We start from the raw sequence: 24,334 nt of genomic DNA on the forward strand, positions 1-24,334 counted from the left end.
CGTGACGCAACGCGCGCGTACGGAGAGACACCTGTCAAAGCGTCGACGCGTTTCACGCATATTACATGCCCAGAATGTGTGACAAGAGTCCCAAAAACATGCACATCCGCCACTAGTCAGGAATTTGTCGTTGCGTTATCTTTACATCGCGGACAGGGGTCCGCATCAGGGGTGGGGAATACACGGTCAGTAAGGCGCAACCCTGAGTGGGCGATCACCGCATCGCCACTCATGCGCATGACCATTCTTCGCTGGCACGTTATGCAAGGGCGCCTACGCGCCCCTACAGGATGTTGTATGGATGATTTGCATGTCGCTCGGAGCCGGTTGGCTCAAGGCTCCAGCTACTGCCAGGGGCATCACCTCCGCCAGCGCATTCGGCGCGGCGGCACATCGACTGATCCAGACGCAGGCGGGCCACCCCGCCCGCAGCGCCACCCTGCGCCCCTCATAACGAAGTAAACGCTTTCCCGGCTTCGCACAAGGCGATAAGCCGAGCGAAGTGCTGCCGACGTTTTCTCTTTGGTCATCCGATGAATTACGAGCCACGCGTGAATAGAACCCTGCCCCCTGCCCTTTCCATCTGCCTTGTCTCCGCATTCGCCGTGCTGCTTTCCGCTTGTGGCACCCCGGCCGCGAAGGATTTTGGTGGTCGTTGGAAGCCGGTGAACCGGTACGACGACAAGACTGTCGAGATTCCGCTGGCGGTTCCCTACACCTATTACGCAGCGCCCATGGACGGCACGTTGAAGACGATGTTGACGCGGTGGACGAGCGATACGGGGATGAAGCTGCAATACAAGCTTCGTTCGGACTTCACCTTGCCGAAGTCCACGGCAGCCATCCATACCACCGAGGTTCGCGACGCTACCTCTCAACTCAGCACGATCTATGCGCAGCAAGGAGTAGCAGTCACCGTCCAGGGACCCGATCTCATCGTCGAGGAATTGAGCGCGGTCACGGCACCTACTGCGTCCACCGCATCTGCCACCCCTGCCTCTCAAGGCGACGTAGCCACAACCCCGGCTTCGAAATAACTGGTCGCGACTAAGGCAGGTGTCTCGTAATGCTCAATAAAAAAAACTCACCGAAGATCGATGCCGCGGTCACCCAGGGCGTCAACTTCGAAGTCTCGATAGCGGACCTCGCCAAGCGAAGCGAACGACGTGCGTGGATCGTCGCCTTTTGCTCCTTGGGAATGTCGCTGATCCTGGCAGGTGGATACTTCTACATGCTCCCCCTGAAGGAGAAGGTGCCATTCTTGGTGCTTGCCGACCCCTACTCGGGAACGAGTTCGCTCTCGCGCCTGACCGACGATGTGATCAATCAACGAATCACGGCAAGCGAAGCTCTGAATCGAAGCAACATCGCTCACTTCGTGCTTGCTCGCGAGGCGTACGATCTGGCGTTGACGAACATGCGCGATTGGCCAACGGTGCTTACCATGGCTTCGAGCGAAGTCGCGCAGCCTTATATGGCGTTGCACGCGCCGAACAATCCGAACAGTCCTTACGCGACGTACGGCAAGACCAAGGCCATCCGCGTCAAAATTCTTAGCATCGTGCTCGTTGGTGGGAGTCCTAATATCCCGCCGAAAGGCGCCACTGTCCGTTTCCAACGCAGTCTCTACGATAAGCAAAACGGTGCCACAACACCGCTTGACAGCAAGATCGCAACGATGGAGTTCACGTACAAGCCGAATCTGCGGATGGACGACCAGAATCGAATCGAGAACCCGCTTGGCTTCCAGGTAATGAGTTACAGGGTCGATAACGACTACGGATCCGCACCGCCGCCCGAGGTACCCGTCGCTACCGTACCGGCCCAGGTCACTAGTTCTGTCGAGCAGCCATCAGCCACCGCGGCGCAGGGCACTGCGTTCGATGCGACAGGTCAGGCGTCACTTGCTGGCCAGACAGGGGCCGCTCCGACGCAAGGGCAGCCTGCCGTCGCAATTCCGCCCTCCCCGATTCCTGTCGACACCGGCTATTCGATGCCGCCCGCAGCAGGCGCCACTCCCGTTCCCAACCCGACCAACGCCGCGCCCGCGGCCAATGCCACACCAAGAAGCGCCGCCAATGGAGGGCGCCGTTGATGAATCGACCCACGTACATCCTCTCGGTCTGCGCCCTGACCCTTGCCGTGCTGGCGACCTCGCCCGTGGAAGCGGCAGAAACCGCACAGCTGACTCCCGCGGGACAATCTGTACAGGCGCTGCAAGCCGTGCAGCCTTACGAGTACCAGCCTGATCGCATTTATCAGGTGCGGACCGGCTTAGGCATCACCACTCAAATAGAGCTGAGCCCTAACGAAAAGATCCTCGACTACAGCACCGGGTTCAGCAGTGGGTGGGACCTGACACGACGAGACAACGTGTTCTACGTCAAGCCGAAGAATGTCGACGTCGACACGAACATGATGATTCGTACCGCCACGCATTCATACATCTTCGAGCTCAAGGTGGTTGCCACAGATTGGAAAACGCTTGAGCAAGCTCGTCGCGCAGGGGTGCAGTACAAGATCACCTTCACGTATCCAGCCGATACCAGCTTCATGGCGGAAACGAAAAAGGTGAAGGAAACGCCGGAGCTCGATACGACGCTCGTCAAGGGACGCGATTACAACTTCGACTACGACTATTCGATGCGCCGCAAAACCGCGCCTTGGCTCGTACCGATCAACGTGTACGACGATGGCCGGTTCACCTATATCAAGATGCCCGACCTGAAGCAGTTTCCAACAGGGAACTTCCCCACGGTCTACATGCGTGAAAAGGAACACGGAGAAGACTCGGTAGTGAATACGACAGTCGAAGGCAACACCATCGTTGTCCACGGCACCTATGCCTACCTGGTTATTCGTCACGACAACAACGTCGTGGGTCTGCGAAGGAACACGAAGAAGTGAGCTCGAATACTCCCAACCACCCGGAAGACGAGTCGAACGAAGGCCGCATGCCACCGTACGAAACACGCGGCGGCGACCGCGACCCGCTCGCTGGCAACCCTTATTCGACCCAGGCACGCCAGGCGCCCCAGCCCGATCCGGACGCCGGCGCGCCGCACCTCGCATCCAACGATATCCGCCGGATGAATCGCAGAGCGCTAGGGTTCCTTGCAGGAATCGTGGTGCTGCTGCTAGCCGTCGGCTTCTGGATGCTGAGCGGAGGTGGCAGTAAGCCCCAGGCGCAGAAGCCCCGCGAGGAAACCGTAAGCGTTCCGGAGGCGCCCCGTGCCCCGTCGCTTCCTCCGGCGCCAGAGCCAGCGCCGCAGCAACCGATCGCGCTAGCCCCACCTCCGCCATTGCCTACTCCGGAGCAACTCCGTCCGGCGCAAATGCCGGAGCAGCCGCGTGGCCCGTCGCTTCTCGAGCGTCGCATCATGTCCGCAGGTGACGGTGCGCAGGCGGTAGGCAACGCCCCGACTGGACAGGTCCCTGCGGCGAGTCCATACGGCGGTCTCTTCCCTGGCATGCCAGGCGGCGCTCCGGCCGCTCCCTCGATGAGCGCGAACGGAAACCTCGCCTATTCCGCGAAGGAGCTTCCCGAGGTCTCGAGTGCTTCGCCACTGACCCACCCCGACACGCTCATGCTCCGCGGCACATTCATTCGATGTGTTCTCGAAACCCGGATCATCACCGATATCCCGGGGTTCACGTCCTGCGTCGTCACCGAACCGGTCTACTCGTTCACAGGAAAGCGGCTTCTTCTGCCGAAGGGGTCGAAGGTGCTGGGTAAATATGAAATGGAGCCCAGCGGCCCGCGTGTGGCTGTCATCTGGGACCGTATCGTGACGCCGACCGGCATCGACGTGAACATGGCCAGTCCCGGTGTGGATACCCTTGGTGGTGCGGGCCATCCTGGCTATTACAACGCGCACTGGGGAAGCCGTATCGGCTCCGCCATGCTGATCAGCTTGCTCAGCGACGCCTTCAAGTATGAAGCGGCCGAACACGGTCCCCGCCAAACGACGATCAGCAACGGCGTGGTAACCCAGACACCGTTCGAAAGCAACACGGCCGACACGATTCAGCAATTGGCGAATCAAGCCGTCAGACGCGCCGCCAATCGTCCCGCTACCGTAACGATCAACCAAGGTACCGTCTTGGCCATCTATGTCGCCAGGGACGTCGACTTCAGCGGCGTCGTCGCGCGGTACTGAGAAAGCCATGACTGAAAGCGCGCTAGCAGCAGTTGGAACGGAATTTCTCGACTACCAGTACGAAGTGCTGGGAGTAAGGGACTTTCTTGCCTCGCCGGACGTGACCGAAATCTGCATAAATCGACCCGGCGAACTCTATCTCGAACGACGGGGTGGATGGCAGCGCGTGGAGGTCCCCAGTCTGACATATGAGCGCGCCCGTCAGTTCTGCACCGCGGTGGTCAATGAAAGCAATACGGGTCAGCGAATCACGGACGTCGATCCCGTGGTATCGCTGACTTTCCCCACGGGACAGCGCGCGCAGTTCGTCATTCCTCCAGCCTGTGAAGCAGGGCGTGTGTCGATCACGATCCGACTACCGTCGAAGCAGACCAGGACGCTTGGCCAGTATCAGGAAGATGGTTTCTTCGATGAAATCCTCGAAGGTGCGGGAGGCATCAGCGAGCAAGACCGCGAGTTACTGGAGCTGCGGGCGGAACGCCGTTATGCCGATTTCTTTCGTCACGCCGTCCAAAGCAAGAAAAACATTGTCGTTGCTGGTGCGACTGGAAGTGGCAAGACGACATTCATGAAGTCGCTGGTCAATCATATTCCGGCCGATGAACGTCTCGTGACGATCGAAGATGCTCGTGAGCTATTCATCGACCAGCCAAACGTAGTGCACCTCCTGTACTCCAAGGGTGGGCAGAGTGCGGCCAACGTCACTGCGAAGAGTTGCATGGAAGCCTGCCTGCGCATGAAGCCGGACCGCATCATCCTCGCGGAGCTCCGCGGCGATGAATCGTTCTATTTCATCCGTAATTGTGCATCCGGTCACCCCGGGTCAATTACAAGCTGTCACGCAGGCAGTGTCGAGCAGACATGGGATCAGCTGGCCCTCATGGTGAAGGCGTCCACGGAAGGCGCCGGCCTTGAGTTTGCAACGATCAAGCGACTCTTGATGATGACAATCGACATTGTCGTGCACATCAAGGCACATGCCGGGCGTCGCTACATCACCGGCATCGATTTCAACCCGGCTCGCGCCGCCTCGGACGCGGACGGGGGGTAACACTCGAAAGAACATCGGTCATTAGACAGGAGTTGTAACGGTGGTACCAGGAATGGAAATGATGGCTTGTCAAAACCTTGCCGTACCGGCCGAGGTGATGCAGCACGTCGTCAACGTCGAGTCGAGCCGCAACCCGTTTGCGATCGGCGTCGTTGGCGGCCAGCTTGTGCGCCAGCCGCAGAACCTCGGCGAAGCCGTGGCGACGGTACGCATGCTTGAGCAAAAGGGCTTTAACTACTCCCTCGGGGTCGCCCAGGTGAACCGTGCCAACCTAGGCAAGTACGGCCTCGACACGTATGAAAAGGCGTTCGAGTACTGTCCGAACCTCGTGGCCGGTTCGCAAATCCTCGCGCAGTGTTATAGCAGCGCCGGCGGTGACTGGGGCAAAGCGTTCAGCTGCTACTACTCCGGCAATTTCACCACTGGTTACCAGGACGGCTACGTCCAAAAAATATTCGATTCGATGTCACGCAGCACCTTGTTCGCGGGCGCGCAAGCCATTCCTCTGCAAGCTACGAACTCCCCTGTCAAGGTCGTCCGTGTCGACAAGGGCGTTACAGCACTTAAAAACGATAGCCCCGCATACCGAGTGGCCATGCGAAGCGTTCTCGATGCGGCGGCGTCCGTGGCCGCTGGTCAAGCCTTGGCTCCGCAGCCCGACAGGGCCACCCCTGTATCGATACCTGGCGCGGTGCCTATCACGAACCCGGCCCTGGTCCAGTCGCCTGAGCCGCTACCTGGCCCTATTCCCACCGACGCTGCCACCGCTGCCGTCATGGCCCAAGTGGGAGCACAACTTCCGCGCGCTGCCGGCGCTCCGCAGTCTGGGCGAATTCCTACCGATCCCGCTACCGCCGCGGTGATGTCGCAAATCGGTGTGTCGGCCGCATCTCCCGCAGGCAATCAGGCGGCGACAGCCTCCTCGGTGAACGATGGGATCTTCGTACCTGAAGTTCGTAGTCCCGGAGAACCTGCCCGCGGACCCGCTCAGCCCGTTCTGCCGGCCACGCGGCCGGGAGTCGATAACGCCGATCTTCGAGTGGGAGCGCGGGATGACGCTTTCGTTTTCTGATTTGCTAACCCGTGCAGAGGACATTCCCTGCGACGCTGTGGCAAACCCGGCTGCACCTAGCGCAGCCACTTCAAAGCGGCCGGATCGTCCGGCCTTCAACCCAGTCTGAAACCGTTGACCAAGGAACTAAAGATGGCCCTGCCTTCCCTCAGCAAAGCATTCGCCCAGACGAAGAATCCGCTCCTCACCACCACACTGGCATTTCTAGCCGTGACCCTTGCCTTTGTACCGGACTTGGCCCTGGCCCAGGTCGGCGAAACGCAAACGAAGGTCTGTGGATTCTTCGGCGGCATCAACACCATTCTCAACGCGGCTTCTATCGTCGTCGTGACGGTGGCCGTGATTTTTTCCGGCTACCAGATCGCATTCGCTCATAAGCGCATTTCCGATGTCACCCCGCCCCTCCTCGGCGGCGTTCTCATCGGTGCAGCTGCACAGATCGCAAGGATGGTCGTTTCTGGCGACGATAAGACTTCCACTGGCCAGTGCGGTCCGACAGGCTTCATGATGGAGGCCATCAATACAGCGATGCATCTTCTGCATTTCCATGCATAAGAATCCGCTATTCAGGGGGTCCACGCGCCCGCCCATGTTTATGGGCGTGCCGTATGTCCCTTTCTTTGTCGGGGCTGGATCGGGCCTGTTGTTGGCGATGTACTTCAACTTCTGGTTCCTCCTTCTCATTCCCTGCGTGATCTTCGTGATGCGTCAGATGGCACGGCGCGACGAACTGATCTTTCGCTTGCTCGGGCTGCGTTTGCAGTTCAAGACGAAGATCAGGAACGTGCAGGAGAACGACGGCATGTGGGTATTCACCCCGAACAACTACCGCGACCCGAAAAAAGACAAGCGTTAGGCAAGTCAGACGCCCTGGCACGCGGTGCCAGGGCCTTTAAAGCTTTCACGGTATCGAAACCATGTTCACACCCGACGCGCCCATTGCCAGTCACATTCCATTTTCCACCCACGTCTCACCAACAGTCGTGAAAACGACCGGGGGAGACTTCCTGCTGGTATGGCGACTTGGCGGGCTTCCTTTCGTCGGACGCGAGGAATGGGAGCTCGAGCATCGACACAACACATTCAACCGGATGTTGCAGACTCTACGCGCTCCAGACTTCGTGAACGTCGCTTTCTGGGTTCACGATATCCGACGCAGGCGTCGCATCCGCGATACCGCAAAATTCGGCCAGGCCTTCAATCAGTCGTTGTCGGACGCATATTTCGACGCCCTGTCGACGCAAAAGCTCATGCAAAACGAGCTTTACCTCACGATGCTCTACCGGCCCGTTGTTTCTGGTAAACGGTTCGCCGAGAAGTCGTCCGACGTCGGCAGGCTCGAGTCAGAGCAAAACCAGGCGATTGCGACGATTCTGGAGTTGGCTGGCAACGTCGAAGCGGTGCTAAAGGACTACGCTCCGTATCGCCTCGGATTGTACGAAGCTTCGAACGGCGTCGTGTTTTCCGAAATTCTCGAGCTCTATGGCTACATCCTCAATCGCATTGATGAACCGGTGCCGGCGCTCACTGCCCCGATCTACGACTATCTCCCGGTCAGCAGGCAGCGCTTCTCAGCTAAAACCGGTGACTTCGTGCTCACGACGCCAAACGGCGTCAACCACTTCGGGGCCATACTCAACATCAAGGAGTACGTGGATGGCACGTATCCCGGCATTCTGAATGGCCTCAAGTATCTCGACTTCGAATACGTCATCACCCACTCGTTCAGTCCGATGGGACGACAGGACGCTCTGAAAGCCCTGGAACGCACCAAGGGCATGATGGTCTCGTCGGGTGACAAGGCAGTGAGCCAGATCATCGAGATGGACCACGCGATGGATCAGTTGGCATCGGGCAACTTCGTGCTCGGCGAATATCACTTCTCGATCACGATCTACGCACCGAGCCAGGATGCCCTTGCACAGCAGATCGCAATGACCCGTGCCGAACTTTCGAATGCGGGGTTCGTCTCCGTGAAGGAGGACCTCGCCGTCACGGCTGCGTTCTATGCGCAGTTTCCGGGCAACTGGAGGTATCGCACGCGCCTCGCCAACGTGAGCTCGCTGAATTTCCTCGGTCTTTCGCCATTGCACAACTTCGCTACGGGAAAGAAGGAGAACAATCCTTGGGGCGACTGCGTCACAACGTTACAAACGACCAACGGGCAGCCGTACTACTTCAATTTCCACGCCACCCATCCAGCCGAAAACTCCCTTGGTGAAAAGGCGATCGCGAACACGATGGTCATCGGCAAGTCGGGTACTGGCAAGACCGCCCTCATCAATTTCTTGCTAAGCCAGGTACAGAAGCTCGAGCCATCGCCGACAATCTTCTTCTTCGACAAGGACCGCGGCGCTGAAATTTTCGTGCGCGCATGCGGTGGCAACTACCTGGCGCTGGAGAACGGCAAGCCGACCGGATTCAATCCCTTCCATTGCGAGCGCAGTGAAGAGAATGTCCAGTTCCTCGGAGACCTCATCAAGGTCCTGGCCGGAAAGAGCGTTTACAGCTCGCGCGAAGAAGAAGACATCTTCCGCGCGGTCGAGAACATGCTTGACACCCCGATGCATCTACGCAACATGACGAACTTTCAGAAGAGCCTTCCGAACCTCGGCGACGATGGGCTCTTTATCCGGATGAGGAAATGGACGGCGGGTAATTCGCTAGGTTGGGTCTTCGATAATCCGCGCGATACCGTTGACTTGACCAAAGCCAACATCATCGGGTTCGACTACACCGACATCATCGATAATCCTGAAGTACGTGTTCCGGTCATCAACTACCTCCTGCACCGCCTGGAAGATCTTATCGACGGCAGACGACTGATCTACGTCATGGACGAGTTTTGGAAGATCCTCGATGGAAAGGGCGGTTTGAAGGAGTTCGCCAAGAACAAGCAAAAGACCATCCGTAAGCAGAACGGTATGGGTATCTTCGCGACCCAGAGCCCGGAAGACGCTCTGGCAAGCGACATCGCGTCGGCGCTGATCGAACAAACGGCAACCATGATCCTCTTGCCTAACCCGAATGCCAGTCGCGAGGATTATGTCGGCGGACTTAAGCTGACCGACGCCGAATATCAAGTGGTCGTAAGTCTCGATGAGCGGTCGCGCTGCTTCCTGGTGAAGCAAGGACATGCGTCGGCCGTATGCCAACTCAACCTGCGGGGCATGGATGACGTCCTGGCTGTGATTTCCGCCTCTACCGACAATATTGAAATCATGCACGAAGTGCTTCAGGCGCGTGCGGAGTCCGAAGGCGTCCATCCAGATGACCTACGACCCGATCAGTGGCTTGAGACCTTCTACGAAAACCGCAAGGGCAGCGGAAAGCGCCCGACATCCCCGTCCCGAACCACGCGAACGCCTCGCTCGGCGGCGCTCTGACCCCTTGGCCATACAGGATGGAGAACGACACCATGGCTATCGATACAGCATCTTCTAAAAATCGGTTTGCACGACCCCTCGGAGCCATTGGTGCTCTGATGCTGGGATCGTGCCTGATCGTTCCCGCAGCACATGCCCAATGGAAAGTTGTTGATACCGACGCGAACCAGAAGCTAACCGATCTCAAGAACTCCATCGGTTCAAAGGTCGGCGGCAAGACGACGAACGGACAGCTGGACAGCCTCAATACGCGGCTCGATCTTAACGCTTACGACAGCAAGAAGCCTGGGGACCGGATGGGCGATCCCAGCGAAGCCTTGCCGAAGGCGAACGATACTGCCGCGACGCTTGATGATGGCAAGCACTGCGATAACGTGGCGCCCGAGCAGCAAGAAACTTGCAAGAAAATCGTGGCGATCGAAAACGCTCAGTACAAGTACATGCTTACCGTGTACGAAACCTCGAATACCCGGGACACGACGCTGCGCCAATTGCTCGACGAGCGGAAAGGTCTCAAGTCCACGGAATACGGCAAGTTGGAAGACAACACCAACAAACTGACAGCGCTTTACAACCTCATCGCGCTCGATCGCCAGCAAATGGACGCCGTTAACTACGCTTACGAGGCGAATCTTCGCTACCTGCGCGCCGTGCAGGCACAGAAGGCCGAGTCCGCCCAGTCTGGCGCGCCCACGGGCAAGGCAGGTGGCATCGATTTGCCCATTGTGGGGACAGTCGATGTTGGAAATATCATCAAGTCATTGACCACGGGCGTGGTTCTCCAGGCGGCGCTGAATGAGAGTCAGACCCCTAAGCCGGATGGCATGCAACGGCTCACGATCGGACGCTCCGATTCATGGTGGTGAGCTTGCTTATCCAGCAGCAGAGTTATTTGACCGCGTCACACCCTACTTCCGCAGGAATCTAGCGTCATGGTCGACCTGATGTCCCACTCAATCGGCAAGTCCGTTCTCGCCTTCGCAGGCGACCCGGGCAGTGCGATTACCAATTTCGTCTTCTTCAAGTCGATCAATAACTTCCTTCGTGAAGAGATCGATATCATGCAATGGAAGCTGCTATCGAACTCTGCTGCGGTCATTGGTTTTGCCGGTGTCGTCATTCTCACCGCCTGGATCATGTTCCAGGGCTACCGAATCGTAACCGGGCAGTCGCGGCAACCGATGATGGCGCTCGTGGGAGACTCACTGAAGGCGACGCTCATCGTCTTCATAGCCACCACGGCAGCCATGGGCTCATCTGCTACTTACTGGACGCTAACCGACGGCATGGCGAGCGCCATCACCAGTTACGTGACCGACGAGGCAGACAGCCCATTCGAGATGATCGACTCCAACTTGGCCCAGATGGAGGGTGCGATGGCTGTGATCGACAGTCTCGACACCGGAGGTAACCAGGCAACTCAGGATGCGAAGGACCGCGATCGCTGGTTTACCGGCGTCGGTATCGCCGGCCCCAGCGTCATCGCAGGCGCAATGCTCTTGTTGAACAAGATCGCCATTGCGCTCTTCGTGGGGTTCGGCCCCCTCTTCATCATGTGCCTGCTCTTTGACCAGACAAAGCAACTGTTCAGCAAATGGCTTCTATACGGTATCGGTACCGTCTTTTCCCTGGCGGTTCTGAGCGTCATGGTGAGCATTGCCATGAAGATGATGAAGGCGATCACCGTTGCATTCGTGGCGCGCTACTTCGTGGGCATGACCAGTTCGAGCGACACCGACGGCATCAGTAGCATGGCGCTCCAGCAGGGCGGCCTGGGTTTACTTCTGTCGACCTTGATCGTCATGGCCCCGCCGATGGCAGCGGCCTTCTTCCAAGGCACACTCGGCCAGTTCGCCTCTTACTCGTCATTCGGCACGATCGGCGCGGGAGGTTACGGGCGAGCTCAGCAGGCCTTGGCACAGGGACGGCCTATGCCGGCTCATGCTCCCGTGGATCAAAATATGGCGAGAGGAAGCAGCCAACCTTCTGGCACTCCGCCAATAAGTAACCTGGGTCTTGGAAGTGGCTATGCAATGGGCACCGATACTACGAAGTCAAAGGACTTTTCTTCTAAGGATTCGACATGAAGATATTTGACCGAGTGTTCGTTGTTGCAGTGATCATTCATTCGTCAGCAGCAATTTCGCAATGTGCACCAGGAATCCCTTCAGCGGGTAACCCAGGCTGTATTCCGCCGAATCAACCGAATTCGCCGTACTACCAGGACAACGCTGCCTCTATCCACCTCCCACCGACTGCCATCTGGGCCGATCAGTGGGGAGCCATTGCCGTAGATGCGAGCTCCGGAAGAGCAGGCACCGTCTCAAGTTCATCAAGCAGAACCAAAGCCGAATCAGAAGCCATGGACCGCTGTTCAGAGAATGGAGGGATTCAATGCAAACTTCTGATTTCCTATCACAACCAATGCGTTGCAGCGACCCAGAATTTTAATGGCGGTGTCATATTCGCAGTCAGTGCGCCGACTACGAACACGGCGGAAAGCGCTGCATTGTCGGATTGTGGAGGTCGGGATTCGTGTCGTGTCATTTATGCCAGATGTAGCAATGCGAAACGCATTCAATGAAGTGAAGTCCTCACTGGAGCTTCTTGCTATGAGTGCACTGGGCAACTTTTCGCAGGTCACGAAAGCAAAGCTTTTAGAAAAAATTCATCGACATCTAGCGGGAAGAATTGGCATTGCTATGATCAATCGCACGACCTTCAACCTCGTCTATCTGGCTGCTTTCGGCTTTTCCACGATAGCTGCTGCTCAAACTCCCAACCCCTACGCCAAGCCCCACCCTGCCCCGGCCGCCGCGGCGCAAGACAAAGGAAGCCAGATGGACGACCTCAAATCGTTTGCCACCGCTGGCACCAGGATCCTCGATTCAAAGACAGGAGACTTGACCGGGAATGGTCGACCCGGCGCACTGTTGGTACTTGAGCCCATACCCACCGGCAGTGAGAAGCTAGGCGAAGGTTCCCAACGTGACGTCGTGTTGCTCACACGCGACACTTCCGGCCACCTGCAGAAAGCGGCATCAAATGCCACGGTCGTGCCTTGTGGGACCTGCGGGGGTACGGCGGGCGATCCCTACGGCTATGCACGTATTTCCCGTGGCCAGTTCACGATCGCCAATGGCGGCGGCAGCCGTGAACGCTGGTCGGACGAGTACACCTTCACCTATGCCGCGGATAAGAAGGACTGGTTCGTCACCAAGGTGGTCCGTTCCGTATCCGACGCCGATACCGGCAAGCAGAAGCACGTCGACCTGACGACAAAAGAGCTGGGTGTCGTGTCGTTCAAGGATTTCGATCCCTCCAAACTGCCAGAGGTCACTCTGCCTTAATTGCGGCAACTCCGCCTGGATCGGCGGGTTATATAAGGCACGCAGGAGGCATGCCGAGCGTAAGTCAAACAGGAGTTACACATGGCGATTGACCGTGAAACGCAAATGCTGGCGGACGCGACGGCGGCCGGCATCACCTCCCCGAGGGAACTGGCCAACTTAATGGCTCAGGTTACCCATGAATCGAATGGCCTCAACCGCCTGGAAGAGAGCTTCCGCTATACCCGGAACATCTCGCAGATCCCGGTGCAATCGGCGTGGCGTGAAGGGCCTGATGCGCTCGAGTCTGCCCGCGTCCAGGCCCTACAGGGCCACCCGGAGCGCTTGGCCGAACTCATGTACGGTGGGCGCAACGGCAATGACCAACCGGGAGATGGCTGGCGTTACCACGGCCGGGGCTACATCCAGCTCACGGGCAAGGATAATTATCGCGCCGCAGGCGAAGCACTCGATCTCGACCTCGTCGGTCATCCCGAACTCGCGGCCGAACCGCAAAACGCGTCACGCATCGCTGTCTGGTACTGGGAGAACCGCGTGCCGGAGGCCGCTCGTGAAAACGTGCGCGCGGCGACCCTGGCGGTCAATGGCAAATACAATGGCCTGGAAGACCGCGAAGCTCGCTTTGAGGACTGGCAGCGACGTCTAACACCCGAAGTTATGCAACGTCTCAGCGACGGTGCCGTCGGTTACCCGTCCTCCGCCGCCAGGCCTGCCGATCCGGGGCACCGGGAAATGAAGGAAGGCATGCACGGCGAAGACGTGCGTATGCTTCAAACGAGCCTCGCTCGCCTCGGCTACACCGACGCCCATCATCAGCCGTTGCAGGCGGACGGACACTTTGGCCAGGGAACACGCTCAGCCCTTGAAGCATTCCAGCGAGATCATCATTTGGCGGCGGACGGGGTGGCTGGGCCAAAAACGCTGGCCACCATAGAGCAACAGAAGCTTGTGGATACGGCCCGACAGCCCATGCCCGCCGTGCGGCTGGACAATCCGGCTCATCCCGATTATGCGCTGTACGAACAAGCCCGTGCAGCCGTCCATCGTCTGGATGCACAGCATCAACGCACACCAGATCAACAGAGCGACAACCTTGCCGCCGCTTTGACGGTCGCAGCGAAACAGGAAGGGTTGAGGTCGATCGACCATGTCGTGTTGAGCGACGATGCGAGCCGCGCCTACGCAGTGGCCGGTGACACCGGTTCTCCGCATAAACGTATCGCCGACGTTCCAACGGCACAAGCGGTCAACACGCCCATCGCCCAGAGTGCCGAGGCCTTGGCTAAACCCTCGCCCGCCGATACTGCGAATGACCATACTCAAAGGCCATCGGGTCCGCAGACACAACCCCCACAGCCCAGTCCTGGCATGTAACAAGGGAGAGCGACATGACCGCCTTGAAACGACCCGCGATGCGCACGCTTCTCCTTCCTTCCCTGGCCTTCGCACTCCTGTTGGTTGCGTGTGACAAGGCACCAACCCCGTCACAAGCGCCCGCCGCCGCGTCCACAGCGGGCGCACAGGCGTCCCGCTGCCCGGCGGACGACTTCGATGCCTTCCTGCCTCTCTTCCAGAACGACGTGTCCCTGCAGAAGGCCTATGTAACCGACCCACTGCAAAGCGATTCGGTCGACCCCAACGCCGATCCCGAACCGAAGCCGGTGTCGAAGATGCTCGCCAAGGCCAATGTCACGTTCCCCGTGATGCCTAGCCAGGCGGACCAGGCCAAGAACAGCCTCACCGCCACGCGGACCGCAACCAGCCCGACGGAAGTCACGATCAAGCTGGCCAAGCCGGACACCGACTACCAGATGTCGTTCTTCTTCCGGAAGGACGGCTGCTGGCACCTTTACCGTGTGAAAGACGATTCGCTCTGAACCGAAGGAGAGACCCATGCCATACCAGGACGTCATGAATGTCATCCTGCCGCAACAGGGCAATCGTGCGGCGCACATCACCGGGCACTATGGCGAACACCGCGCCAAGGGACCCCACGGTGGATCGGACTTCAACTACGAAGGCGGACAGTCGGGCATCAACCTGACCCACCCCTCCATTCATTCGCCGATCGCCGGTGAGGTCACCTTCGTCGGTGGACAGTACGGCACGATCAAGATCCGCGATGCCGAAGGCAACAGCCACGAGCTTCTGCATACCCAGTCCCAATCCGTGAAAGTCGGGCAGCACATCCAGGTGGGCGACGAAATCGGACGCATGGGCGGCCGCGGCCCAGACGGCGCAGGTCAATATGCGCAGCACGTCCATTACCAAATGAAAGACGCGCAAGGCCACCCCGTCAATCCGGAAACGTTCTGGCGTGACCGGCAGGTCCAGCCGACCGGCATCCAGACCGCGCCCGCCGGCCACTCCCACGACGGTAGCCATGCGGTTATGCGCGAGGGCACCAGGGGGCCTGACGTCCACGCGTTGCAGGAACGCCTGAACGCCCTCGGCATCCGCGACGCCCGGGGACATCGTCTGTCCACGGACAGTCATTTCGGTGAGCATACGAAGGAAGCCGTCGAGAATTTCCAGCGTGCCCACGGACTGAAGCCCGACGGTGTGGTCGGTCCGCGCACCGCGGAAGCACTACAGCACCAGCAGGCTCACGGGGCACCGCGGCTCGACACGCCATCCCATCCGGATCATGAGATCTACCGACAGGCACGGGAAGGCGTTCATCGGCTGGATGCGCAACATGAACGCGTGCCGGACGAGCGCAGCGATCGCCTCGCGGCATCGCTCACGGTCGCGGCACGTCAGGAAGGACTGCAACGCATCGACCACGTCACCCTCAACACCGATGCCAGCCGGGCGTACGCCATGCAGGGCGAACCCGGTTCACCGTTCAAACAGGTCGCTGAAGTGGAAACGCAGCGGGCCATGAATACCTCGATCGAGCAAAGCAGCCAGGCCTTGCAGCACGTGGCCCAACAAGCCCCTGCTCAACAACAGGCGCAACAACAGCATGCGCAACCGATGCCGGGGCCATGAGCATGACGACGATGCGTCAACCGCTACGCGGTGGGATTGTCCTTGCCCTTCTGTCCCTCATTCCTTATGCCTACGGTGCCTCCATGAAACAGCCTGACATCAAGCTCAATCCGAACCCTCGCATGCGTTACGAGATCACGGCCACGGTTACCGGTGCTCCTGGGGCCTTCGAGCGAATCGATGGGTCGGTGGATTACAAGGTGTTCAACGGTGCCTGCGTTCCGTTGACTCCTGTCACGGGCGCCACCGTGGAGCCTCAGAAGCGGCTTCCGGTCGTCTTCGAGCGGGACGGCGAAAATACGTTCAAGGCCGTGATCTATGTCGACCAGATCCAGGACGAAGACTACTTTGGCCTCGGAGTCTGCCACTGGTCGGTCGTCGGCGCCTCCGCCGACTTCCACCATGGCGAGGTAAACTTCAGTCCGGCGATTTATCACGATGACATCCTTGGCCAGAAAAGCGTGGTCCGGTATTTCTCGGAGCGTTCCTATGAAAGGGCATCGCGTTCGCGTATCGACATAGGTTCCCCAAGCAAGTCGGACTTCAATGATGCGGGCGCGATCTTCTCCATCACCTTGAAGGCCGTGGAGAAGCTCCAGTGAACCCGCGGTCGACCGACTATGCCCTGCTTTCGCAGGACGTCTATCACGACACGCCCGTCAACCAGAAGGTCATCCTGGACGGCATCACCTATCGTGTCGCTGCGGTAGAGAACAACCCGGCGACGGGATTCCAGGCCCAGGCGTACATACGCGAAGACGTCAAGCCTAGCCAGGTCGTCATCGCGTTTCGCGGCACCGAATTCGATCGCGAGCCCGTTCATGATGGCGGGGTGGACGCGGGCATGGTGCTGACTGGAGTAAACCTCCAGACGCACGACGCCATGGCTTTCACCGAACGAGTCATCGCGGAAACGAAGCAAGACGCCGTCGATCAGGGAAACGCTCCGCCCGATATCTCGGTGACGGGACATTCCCTCGGCGGCACGCTCGCCGAGATCGCGGCGTCGCGCTATGGCTTGAAAGGCGAGACGTTCAACGCCTACGGAGCCGCCGGACTGCTGCAAGGCGTTCCCGCGGGTGGAAACCAGGTTATCGACCACGTGCGGGCTGGTGACCTGGTAAGTGCAGCCAGCGAACACTTCGGCGAAGTCCGGATCTACGCGGCGCAGAAGGATATCGACACCTTGTCGAACGCGGGCTACCGCGACGACAGTGGCATTCTCTCGCCACGCAATCCGATCAAGGCCACCGACTTCAGTGCGCACGCGATCGACAATTTCGTGCCGGAAAGCAAGCTGCTGGGACATTCGATCATCGATGCCGAAAGCCAAGGCCGGTATCGAGCCCACGAAGGCATGGTCGATCGTTATCGCAACGATGTCATGGATATCCGCAAGGGGCTGTCGGCCTCGTGGGAGATACCCAAGGCTATTGGTGAAGGCGTCGACTACTTGCACGATAAAATCGACGAAGGCTTGACCGCGGCCGGTCATGCCGTGAGTCATGCAGCGCACGAAGTGGTGGAAGCGGCGGGCCGGGTACGCGACGAAGTGTCGAAGGACCTCCACGCGGCAGGCCACGCGATCAGCGAAGGCGCCTCCAGTGCCTGGAATACCCTCACCCATCCCGGCTCATGGTTCAACGACGAAAAACCGGCGCCACAGCGCCTCGACCAGCCCGAGCACCCGGGCCACGGCTTGTTCCAACAGGCTCGTGATGGTGTCCAGCGGCTCGACAGCCAGCTTCAACGTCAACCCGACGAACAAAGCAACCGACTCGCCGCGTCGCTGACCGCGGCAGCCCAACAAGGAGGCATGCAGCGTATCGATCACGTCACCCTGAGTGCTGACGCCAGCCGGACCTATGCGGTGCAAGGGGAAGCCAATTCACCTTTCAAGCAAGTAGCTGAGGTGGACACGCAACGCGCCGTGGGTACTTCCGTCGAGCAGAGCACTCAGCAATGGCAACAAGCGTCGGATCAGCAGGTACGTGCCGCCACTCTGCCAATGTCTCAGGAACAGCAGGCAAAGACTCAAGTCCACCCGTCCATATAGGTCGCTTCGGATAAAGACGAAATGGCACACAGAATCACGAGCCCCAGTTCGCCCGTTCCGGGCCTGCGCCTCGATTGTTCGATCCAAAGGAACAGAGGAATCAACATGAAGCGTTGGATTTCAGTTTTCGCAATGACCTTTGCGTGTGCAGCAACGGCACAGACCGCCGTGTATAAGCACTTATCTCAGCGCGACAACGACCCATTTGTATTCTGTACGCAGGGTATGAAGAGGCCGGATCCCTGCTGGATACCCGTACCACCTTATGGCTTCGGAATTTGGACGTATACCTGGCTTTGTGACGAACCAAATACCGAGACAGGTAGAGCATGGACGCAGGACGAGCGAGAAGGGCTGGATGACTACCTCGCCGTTTGTGGAGCGCCACGAAGCAATGGCGAGTGGGACACGAAGGCAGGAGCTCGTGCTGAGGACACGCCGAGCCCGCATTGAACTTCCAATGTGAAACACGCGGATAACGCCGGTATGGAACTTCGAATAATGGAAACGATTAGATGAGCAGGGCCAGGATCTATTTTTCGGCAATCACCTTGGTAGTTGCCCTTGTCATCGGTAATTTTGTCGCGAGCTATCTTTGCCTGCGCTTTCTCGGCATGCATTCCGTGCCATTAGCATGGAACACGTATTTCGAGTATTTCCGAGCATTGAACCTTCCTGAATTCCAGCCCTACACGTGGAAGATTAAATCCGCGGGCTGGATAGGATTCTTGCCACCGATACTGCTCTGGGTTGGTTCTTTGTTTCCATTGTTCAAGCCAAAAAAGCAGGCCATGCACGGCGACGCCCGCTTCGCCACCGCCTCCGACCTGCGCAAACAAAACATGCTCTCGCCCGCCCCGAACGGCATCCTCGTGGGCAAGTTCAAGGGCGACCTGGTCCGTCTTCCCGGCCAGCAGTTCGTGATCCTCGCCGCGCCCACCCGTTCGGGCAAGGGCGTCGGCGTGGTGATCCCAAACCTGCTCGACTACCAGGAATCGGTGGTGGTGCTGGACATCAAGCAGGAGAACTTCGACTTGACCAGTGGCTGGCGCAAGTCACAAGGGCAGGAAATCTATCTGTTCAACCCGTTCGCCGAGGACCGTCGCACGCACCGTTGGAATCCGCTGAGCTACGTCTCCAAGGACCCCGCGTTCCGCGTGTCGGATCTCATGAGCATCGCCTCGATGCTCTATCCCGACGTGTCCGACGACCAGAAGTTCTGGGTGAGCCAGGCGCGCAACGCCTTCATGGCCTTTTCGCTGTACCTCTGCGAGAAGTGGGAAGACGACGAGAAGAAGGGCCGACCGGCGATCGTGCGCAGCAAGCCCACCCTGGGAATGATCTATCGCCTGTCATCGGGCGACGGCACCGACCTGCGCGAGCTGTATACGCGACTCTCGAAAGAACCCTTCCTCAGCGCCAACGCCCAATCGGCCTTCGCCAACCTGCTTTCGCAGGCCAACGAAACCTTCGCGTCCATTCTCGGCACCTTCAAGGAACCCTTGAACGCGTGGATCAACCCCGTGCTGGACGCGGCCACCAGTGAGGACGATTTCCTGCTCACCGATGTGCGCAAAAAGAAGATGACGATCTACATCGGTATCCAGCCGAACAAGCTGGCCGAGAGCAAGCTGATCGTGAACCTTTTTTTCAGCCAGTTGATCAACCTCAACACCAAGGTGTTGCCGCAGAACGATCCCACGCTGAAGCACCAATGCCTGTTGCTCATGGACGAGTTCACCTCGATCGGCAGGGTGGAGATCATCGCTTCGGCGGTGTCGTACATGGCCGGCTACAACATCCGCCTCCTGCCCATCATCCAGAGCATGGCCCAGCTCGACGCCACCTACGGCAAGGATGTCTCGCGCACCGTCATCACCAACCACGCGTTGCAGATCGTCTATGCCCCGCGCGAACAGCAGGATGCCAACGACTACTCCGACATGCTCGGCTATACGACCGTGCGCCGCGAGAACATCACCAAAAGCAAGAAGGGCGACGTCTCCAAGAGCCATTCCGAAGAGAAACGCGCGCTCATGCTTCCGCAGGAATTGAAAGCCATGGGCACCGAGAAGGAAGTATTCCTCTACGAGGGCATTCCTCACCCGGTGATGTGCGAAAAGATCCGCTACTACCAGGACAAATACTTCACGTCACGATTGATGGAAAAGGCGAAGATCGAACCGCTCTCCATCTGACAAGGCCGCATTCACGCACCTGCTGTTTTCCTTCCACTGAACAGAGTCGTCTCATGAAACCTGCCGCAAAAGCACTATTAGTGATCGCTGCAACCGCCGCCCTTCCGGCAACCACCTTGGCAGCTACCGCACCCGCCAATATGTGCGGCAAGTCCGATCAGGTCGTGTTTTCCTGCCCCCTCGCGGGCAGCACCAAGACCGTCTCCATGTGCGCCGCGGGTGACGTGGCTCACGGCGATGGACGCTTCTACTACGCTTATGGCCGCGACTCGGCGAAACCGGAAATGACCTACCCCGCCATGGGCAGCGAGGGTGAGTTCACGCGCACGCATCTTACATTCGCCGGCAATACCGGGGGCTACGCCTATGCCTTCACGAACGCCGGTTTCAAGTACGTCGTCTATTCCGTGTCGGGCTCCAATAACCTGCAGGACGGCGGGCTGGTGGTCTTGAAGGACGGCCAGGCCAAGCCGGTGAAGCAAAGTACCTGCCAGGCCGGCAAGGTAATCGACACGGATGAAGACGCACTCATCGACGCGACGCTCAAATGGAAGAGCGACCCCGCGATCGAGAAAAACGGGATTCCCACGCGCTGACCGCGTCTCGAATCCTTCCTTTCATTAGCCAGGAGTTACACCATGTCCGCGAAAGAAAACGCCGACTATCTGATGGACGCCGCCATGAAGGCGGGTATTACAGACCCCAAGGAACTGAGCAATTTCATGGGCCAGATGCAGGTCGAGTCGGGTGGGTATTCCCGCATGACCGAAGGGCTCGGTTATTCCGGTAGCCGTCTCCTCGAGGTGTTCCCCGGCCGCAACGGGATGAATACGCTCGCCGAGGCGAACAAGATCGCCGCAGGCGGTCCCGAGGCCATCGCCAACGAAATCTACGGCGGCGCCTGGGGCAAGAAGAACCTCGGCAATACCGAGCCCGGGGACGGCTGGACCTTCCATGGCCGCGGCTATGTCCAACTCACCGGCCGCGCCGGCTATGAAAAGATGGGCAAGGAACTGGGGCTCGATCTCGTCAAGCATCCCGAGCTTGCGGAAGACAAGGAGGTGGCCGCGAAGATCGCCATCCAGTATTGGAAGGATCGCGTGCAGGCCAACGGTCACCAGACCGACGTGGACGCCGCATGCAAGGACATCAACGGGGGCCACAATGGTCTCGGTGAGCGCAGGAACGCGGCCGGGGCATGGCAGGACGCCATCGAGAAGGGCTACAAGCCGGGTGGCCCCGAAGCGATGCCCGCGGCGAAGGCATCGCACGGCATGAGCAAGGAGAAGGCGGAGCACGTACAGACGCTGCTCAACGCCCACGGCTACACCGACTCGGCGGGTCAGCCACTGAAGGTGGACGGACATCCCGGCAAGGAGACGCGCCTCGCGATCGAGCGCTTCCAGACGGAGCACCACTTGAAGCCGGATGGCGTGGTCGGCCCGGCGACGTTGAAAGCACTGGAGCAGACACCGCAGCGGCAAAATACCCCGGCGGCCACACCTGACACCGGCACGACCGCTCGGCATGCCACGCAGGAAGGTGTGTCGTTACGCGAGGGAGCCACCGGCCCGGCGGTCGAAGCGCTACAGCGCCAGCTGCGCGATCAGGGCTATGTCGCGTCCAACGGTCGGTCGCCTGCCGCCGACGCGGACTTCGGGCCGAAGACCAAGGAGGCCGTGCAGGCTTTCCAGCGCGCTCATGGCCTGGAAGCCGACGGCATCGCGGGGCCGAAGACCTTGCGCGCGCTCGATGCCAATCGCCAACACGCCGGAGCGCCTTCGCTCGATGACGCCAGCCACCCATCCAACGACATCTACCGTCAGGCGCTCGATGGCGTCCAGCGTCTCGATGCGCAGCATGGGCGGCCCTCGGGACCGCATACGAGCATGATTGCCGGCTCACTCACGGCGGCTGCCGTAACGAACGGCATGCAACGGATCGACCACGTGGCGCTCAGCGACGATGCCAGCAGGGCCTACGCCATGCAGGGCGATTCGAAGTCGCCGTTCAAGCAGGTCGCCGAAGTCGACGTGCTCCAGGCCACGCGGACGCCACTGGCGCAGAGCAGCGCAGAAGCCATGCCGCAGAGCCAGGGTCAGGCACAGGCTCAAACGCAGGCCCAGGCTCAACAGCACTCCGAAGCGCAGGTGCAAAGCCAGCAACAAGGTCCATTGCGCGCGTAAAAGCGAAGAAGCCGCCCCGCAAGGGGCGGCTTCTCACATCCCATCAGCGATGCATGCCCGGCTGTTCCGGTTGGGGCTGTGCTTGCTGTGGCGTCGCCTGCTGGGGGGCTTGCGCGGCGTTTTGCTGCCACTCCGTACTGCTTTGCGCCACGCTCTTCCCTACCGCCTGGCTTACGTCGACCTCGGCAACCTGCTTGAACGGCGAATTCAAGTCACCCTGCACGGCATAGGCACGCTTGGCATCGTCGCTCAATGCGACATGGTCGATGCGGGTCATTCCCTGCGCCTGAGCCGAAGCGACCAACGAGCCGGCCAGGTTGGCGCTGAGCTGATCGGGCGTACGTCCCTGCTTCGCATCCAGCGCATGCACCCCCGCCGTCGCCTGCTGGAACATGGCATGGCCCGGATGTGACGCATCGGCAAGGGAGACCGGCGAGGGCGCCGGCTGCGTGGCCTGCCTCAACGCGTCGAACGTCTTCGTTCCCGCAACGCCATCATCAGTGAGGTGATGGTCGCGTTGGAAGGATTGCAGGGCGACCTTGGTGTTGCCACCGAAGTCGCCATCGGGCGTGATTGGCCTGCCGTCGGCACCTTTGTAACCGAGCTGGGCCAACTGGGCTTGCAGCGCCCTCACTTCCGGACTGTGGTCATGCTCGCGCAACGAGCCAGCGTGTTGGACATGATCGCCGCTTGCATTGCCCGGATGCGCCGCGCCGGCATGGGAAGGCTGGCCGCGCCCCTGGCCCGGATGGGTCACGTGCAGCAAGCGCTCGTCGGTACCGTTGCGTCGGACGTTCACGTCGAGGGTATGGTCGGCATTCCTCACCGTGTGGATATCCCGGCTGTCGACACTGCTCCATTGGCCGTCGACCAGTGCATGGCCATTCCCCTTCCGGTCCCACATCAGCATGTCGCGACCTTCCGCATAGAAGCCGCGGTCCCTCGCTGTCTGGGCATACGAGCCGTTCTGGCCAAGAGCCTGGATCATCGGGCGGCTGTGTGCGGGGTCGACGAAGGCATCCTTGATGACCGCGTATTCGTGGGGGAGGTTCGGGTGTGTCGGATCGTTACCGAGCTGCGTCGGATTGACCGTGGGATTGGCGAGTACGTTGTCCCACGCGGGACGCATGGGGTGATTGGCGGGCGTCGCACGCAGGTCGTTGAACAGCGCCGTTCCTTGCAGCGCATGGTCCCGCCCGTCGGTGACATAGTCCGCATAGCGATTCAGCGAGGCGCTCACCTCGGCCACGCTGTGGTGCTGGCCGCTTTCGATCTGTTGCAGGAGGCGGTTTCCGTAGGTTTCGCTCTGGTTATAGAGCTTCGCGGTAATGCCGATGAGCCTGGCCTGGTCCTGCTCCGAGGCGTTCTGGTAAAGCGAGGTACCTTGCAGGGGTGCGACGGCGTTCGTCATCAACCGGTCCACCTGCGCCGTATCCCGCGCATGGACAAACGAAATGCCCGCATCGCTCGCCATGAAGGTGTCCAGGTGCGACTTGACCGTCGCGTCGAGTGGCCGGCCATGCTGAGCTTCGATCTGATGTCCCGTACGTCCCAGGTCCGCCGCGGTCTGGTTGCGCTGGGCCGCCGATAGTTCCCAATCCGGATGCTGGGTCCGTGCCCACGCCTGAAACGCGTCCGTCAGTTGCGTCGCCACCTCGGGGTGCTGTCCCAGGTCGGTCTGCAAGGTACCGATCGAGTAACCGCTGTTCCCCACGGGAATCAGGATGGGATTCCCTTGTGCATCCCTTCCCGTATTTCCGGCGAGGCTCAGGCGATATGCCACATCGGAGCCTTCCGACGTCACGCCAATCGCGAAGTAAGCCAGCGCGCGGGCTTCGTTGTCAGTCAATCCAGGCATGCTCTATCTCCTTCAGGAACGTC

The 24,334-nt window shown here is 59.6% G+C and carries 22 protein-coding genes; 21 read left to right on the plus strand and 1 reads right to left on the minus strand.

Annotated features, from left to right (window positions below; genetic code table 11):
- Positions 1-551 precede the first annotated feature (551 nt).
- The 21 genes from AB6730_RS08885 to AB6730_RS08985 all read left to right on the plus strand — a co-directional run bounded on the left by AB6730_RS08885 (position 552) and on the right by AB6730_RS08985 (position 22,453).
- Entirely contained in the window at positions 552-1,037 is a 486-nt protein-coding gene (locus AB6730_RS08885) for a hypothetical protein (protein ID WP_371023279.1), read from the plus strand.
- Between the two features lie 29 nt (positions 1,038-1,066).
- Positions 1,067-2,095, plus strand: a complete 1,029-nt coding sequence (locus AB6730_RS08890; protein WP_371023280.1) for a virB8 family protein — start codon at positions 1,067-1,069, stop codon at positions 2,093-2,095.
- Positions 2,095-2,907 (plus strand): TrbG/VirB9 family P-type conjugative transfer protein, encoded by an 813-nt coding sequence (locus AB6730_RS08895; protein WP_371023281.1) that lies wholly within the window; start codon positions 2,095-2,097, stop codon positions 2,905-2,907. Before AB6730_RS08890 ends, AB6730_RS08895 begins: the two co-directional genes overlap by 1 nt.
- Positions 2,908-2,954: 47 nt before the next feature.
- A complete protein-coding gene (locus AB6730_RS08900) occupies positions 2,955-4,160 on the plus strand; it encodes a TrbI/VirB10 family protein (protein ID WP_371023282.1) in 1,206 nt (401 codons plus the stop codon).
- A gap of 7 nt (positions 4,161-4,167) precedes the next feature.
- Positions 4,168-5,211 (plus strand): P-type DNA transfer ATPase VirB11, encoded by a 1,044-nt coding sequence (gene virB11 / locus AB6730_RS08905; protein WP_371023283.1) that lies wholly within the window; start codon positions 4,168-4,170, stop codon positions 5,209-5,211.
- Positions 5,212-5,263: 52 nt separating this feature from the next.
- A complete protein-coding gene (locus AB6730_RS08910; protein WP_371023284.1) occupies positions 5,264-6,283 on the plus strand; it encodes a transglycosylase SLT domain-containing protein in 1,020 nt (339 codons plus the stop codon).
- A gap of 132 nt (positions 6,284-6,415) precedes the next feature.
- Positions 6,416-6,838, plus strand: a complete 423-nt coding sequence (locus tag AB6730_RS08915; RefSeq protein ID WP_371023285.1) for a TrbC/VirB2 family protein — start codon at positions 6,416-6,418, stop codon at positions 6,836-6,838.
- Positions 6,831-7,139: a type IV secretion system protein VirB3 gene (locus AB6730_RS08920; RefSeq protein ID WP_371023286.1), complete on the plus strand. Its 309-nt coding sequence runs from the start codon at positions 6,831-6,833 to the stop codon at positions 7,137-7,139. Before AB6730_RS08915 ends, AB6730_RS08920 begins: the two co-directional genes overlap by 8 nt.
- Positions 7,140-7,200: 61 nt before the next feature.
- Positions 7,201-9,669: a VirB4 family type IV secretion/conjugal transfer ATPase gene (locus AB6730_RS08925; RefSeq protein WP_371023287.1), complete on the plus strand. Its 2,469-nt coding sequence runs from the start codon at positions 7,201-7,203 to the stop codon at positions 9,667-9,669.
- Positions 9,670-9,701: 32 nt separating this feature from the next.
- Positions 9,702-10,535 carry a hypothetical protein gene (locus AB6730_RS08930; RefSeq protein WP_371023288.1) on the plus strand — a complete coding sequence of 278 codons (834 nt, stop codon included), beginning with the start codon at positions 9,702-9,704 and terminating at the stop codon, positions 10,533-10,535.
- Positions 10,536-10,601: 66 nt separating this feature from the next.
- Positions 10,602-11,756 carry a type IV secretion system protein gene (locus tag AB6730_RS08935; protein ID WP_371023289.1) on the plus strand — a complete coding sequence of 385 codons (1,155 nt, stop codon included), beginning with the start codon at positions 10,602-10,604 and terminating at the stop codon, positions 11,754-11,756.
- A complete protein-coding gene (locus tag AB6730_RS08940; RefSeq protein ID WP_371023290.1) occupies positions 11,753-12,253 on the plus strand; it encodes a DUF4189 domain-containing protein in 501 nt (166 codons plus the stop codon). The genes AB6730_RS08935 and AB6730_RS08940 overlap by 4 nt, the downstream gene beginning before the upstream one ends.
- Entirely contained in the window at positions 12,234-13,019 is a 786-nt protein-coding gene (locus AB6730_RS08945) for a hypothetical protein (RefSeq protein WP_371023291.1), read from the plus strand. Before AB6730_RS08940 ends, AB6730_RS08945 begins: the two co-directional genes overlap by 20 nt.
- Positions 13,020-13,100: 81 nt before the next feature.
- Entirely contained in the window at positions 13,101-14,393 is a 1,293-nt protein-coding gene (locus AB6730_RS08950) for an XVIPCD domain-containing protein (protein ID WP_371023292.1), read from the plus strand.
- A 14-nt stretch (positions 14,394-14,407) separates the two neighbouring features.
- Entirely contained in the window at positions 14,408-14,896 is a 489-nt protein-coding gene (locus AB6730_RS08955; protein ID WP_371023293.1) for a hypothetical protein, read from the plus strand.
- A 34-nt stretch (positions 14,897-14,930) separates the two neighbouring features.
- Positions 14,931-16,013, plus strand: a complete 1,083-nt coding sequence (locus AB6730_RS08960; protein ID WP_371023294.1) for an XVIPCD domain-containing protein — start codon at positions 14,931-14,933, stop codon at positions 16,011-16,013.
- Positions 16,010-16,615, plus strand: a complete 606-nt coding sequence (locus AB6730_RS08965; protein WP_371023295.1) for a hypothetical protein — start codon at positions 16,010-16,012, stop codon at positions 16,613-16,615. Before AB6730_RS08960 ends, AB6730_RS08965 begins: the two co-directional genes overlap by 4 nt.
- Positions 16,612-18,069: an XVIPCD domain-containing protein gene (locus AB6730_RS08970; protein WP_371023296.1), complete on the plus strand. Its 1,458-nt coding sequence runs from the start codon at positions 16,612-16,614 to the stop codon at positions 18,067-18,069. The genes AB6730_RS08965 and AB6730_RS08970 overlap by 4 nt, the downstream gene beginning before the upstream one ends.
- A gap of 515 nt (positions 18,070-18,584) precedes the next feature.
- Positions 18,585-20,267 (plus strand): type IV secretory system conjugative DNA transfer family protein, encoded by a 1,683-nt coding sequence (locus AB6730_RS08975; protein WP_371023297.1) that lies wholly within the window; start codon positions 18,585-18,587, stop codon positions 20,265-20,267.
- Between the two features lie 53 nt (positions 20,268-20,320).
- Positions 20,321-20,863 carry a hypothetical protein gene (locus tag AB6730_RS08980; RefSeq protein ID WP_371023298.1) on the plus strand — a complete coding sequence of 181 codons (543 nt, stop codon included), beginning with the start codon at positions 20,321-20,323 and terminating at the stop codon, positions 20,861-20,863.
- Between the two features lie 42 nt (positions 20,864-20,905).
- A complete protein-coding gene (locus tag AB6730_RS08985) occupies positions 20,906-22,453 on the plus strand; it encodes a peptidoglycan-binding protein (protein WP_371023299.1) in 1,548 nt (515 codons plus the stop codon).
- A gap of 43 nt (positions 22,454-22,496) precedes the next feature.
- Here AB6730_RS08985 and AB6730_RS08990 read toward each other — a convergent pair whose 3' ends face one another.
- Positions 22,497-24,311: an XVIPCD domain-containing protein gene (locus AB6730_RS08990; protein WP_371023300.1), complete on the minus strand. Its 1,815-nt coding sequence runs from the start codon at positions 24,309-24,311 to the stop codon at positions 22,497-22,499.
- Positions 24,312-24,334 lie beyond the last annotated feature (23 nt).

This window comes from Luteibacter sp. RCC_6_2 (genome assembly GCF_041360655.1).
GTDB lineage: Bacteria > Pseudomonadota > Gammaproteobacteria > Xanthomonadales > Rhodanobacteraceae > Luteibacter.

Excerpts from the sequence above, each read along its gene's own strand:
- AB6730_RS08890 (WP_371023280.1), top strand. The coding sequence starts at position 1,067 with ATGCTCAATAAAAAAAACTCACCGAAGATCGATGCCGCGGTCACCCAG.
- AB6730_RS08895 (WP_371023281.1), top strand. The coding sequence starts at position 2,095 with ATGAATCGACCCACGTACATCCTCTCGGTCTGCGCCCTGACCCTTGCC.
- AB6730_RS08900 (WP_371023282.1), top strand. The coding sequence starts at position 2,955 with ATGCCACCGTACGAAACACGCGGCGGCGACCGCGACCCGCTCGCTGGC.
- virB11 (WP_371023283.1), top strand. The coding sequence starts at position 4,168 with ATGACTGAAAGCGCGCTAGCAGCAGTTGGAACGGAATTTCTCGACTAC.
- AB6730_RS08910 (WP_371023284.1), top strand. The coding sequence starts at position 5,264 with ATGGAAATGATGGCTTGTCAAAACCTTGCCGTACCGGCCGAGGTGATG.
- AB6730_RS08915 (WP_371023285.1), top strand. The coding sequence starts at position 6,416 with ATGGCCCTGCCTTCCCTCAGCAAAGCATTCGCCCAGACGAAGAATCCG.
- AB6730_RS08920 (WP_371023286.1), top strand. The coding sequence starts at position 6,831 with ATGCATAAGAATCCGCTATTCAGGGGGTCCACGCGCCCGCCCATGTTT.
- AB6730_RS08925 (WP_371023287.1), top strand. The coding sequence starts at position 7,201 with ATGTTCACACCCGACGCGCCCATTGCCAGTCACATTCCATTTTCCACC.
- AB6730_RS08930 (WP_371023288.1), top strand. The coding sequence starts at position 9,702 with ATGGCTATCGATACAGCATCTTCTAAAAATCGGTTTGCACGACCCCTC.
- AB6730_RS08935 (WP_371023289.1), top strand. The coding sequence starts at position 10,602 with ATGGTCGACCTGATGTCCCACTCAATCGGCAAGTCCGTTCTCGCCTTC.
- AB6730_RS08940 (WP_371023290.1), top strand. The coding sequence starts at position 11,753 with ATGAAGATATTTGACCGAGTGTTCGTTGTTGCAGTGATCATTCATTCG.
- AB6730_RS08945 (WP_371023291.1), top strand. The coding sequence starts at position 12,234 with ATGCGAAACGCATTCAATGAAGTGAAGTCCTCACTGGAGCTTCTTGCT.
- AB6730_RS08950 (WP_371023292.1), top strand. The coding sequence starts at position 13,101 with ATGGCGATTGACCGTGAAACGCAAATGCTGGCGGACGCGACGGCGGCC.
- AB6730_RS08955 (WP_371023293.1), top strand. The coding sequence starts at position 14,408 with ATGACCGCCTTGAAACGACCCGCGATGCGCACGCTTCTCCTTCCTTCC.
- AB6730_RS08960 (WP_371023294.1), top strand. The coding sequence starts at position 14,931 with ATGAATGTCATCCTGCCGCAACAGGGCAATCGTGCGGCGCACATCACC.
- AB6730_RS08965 (WP_371023295.1), top strand. The coding sequence starts at position 16,010 with ATGAGCATGACGACGATGCGTCAACCGCTACGCGGTGGGATTGTCCTT.
- AB6730_RS08975 (WP_371023297.1), top strand. The coding sequence starts at position 18,585 with ATGAGCAGGGCCAGGATCTATTTTTCGGCAATCACCTTGGTAGTTGCC.
- AB6730_RS08980 (WP_371023298.1), top strand. The coding sequence starts at position 20,321 with ATGAAACCTGCCGCAAAAGCACTATTAGTGATCGCTGCAACCGCCGCC.
- AB6730_RS08985 (WP_371023299.1), top strand. The coding sequence starts at position 20,906 with ATGTCCGCGAAAGAAAACGCCGACTATCTGATGGACGCCGCCATGAAG.
- AB6730_RS08990 (WP_371023300.1), bottom strand. The coding sequence starts at position 24,311 with ATGCCTGGATTGACTGACAACGAAGCCCGCGCGCTGGCTTACTTCGCG.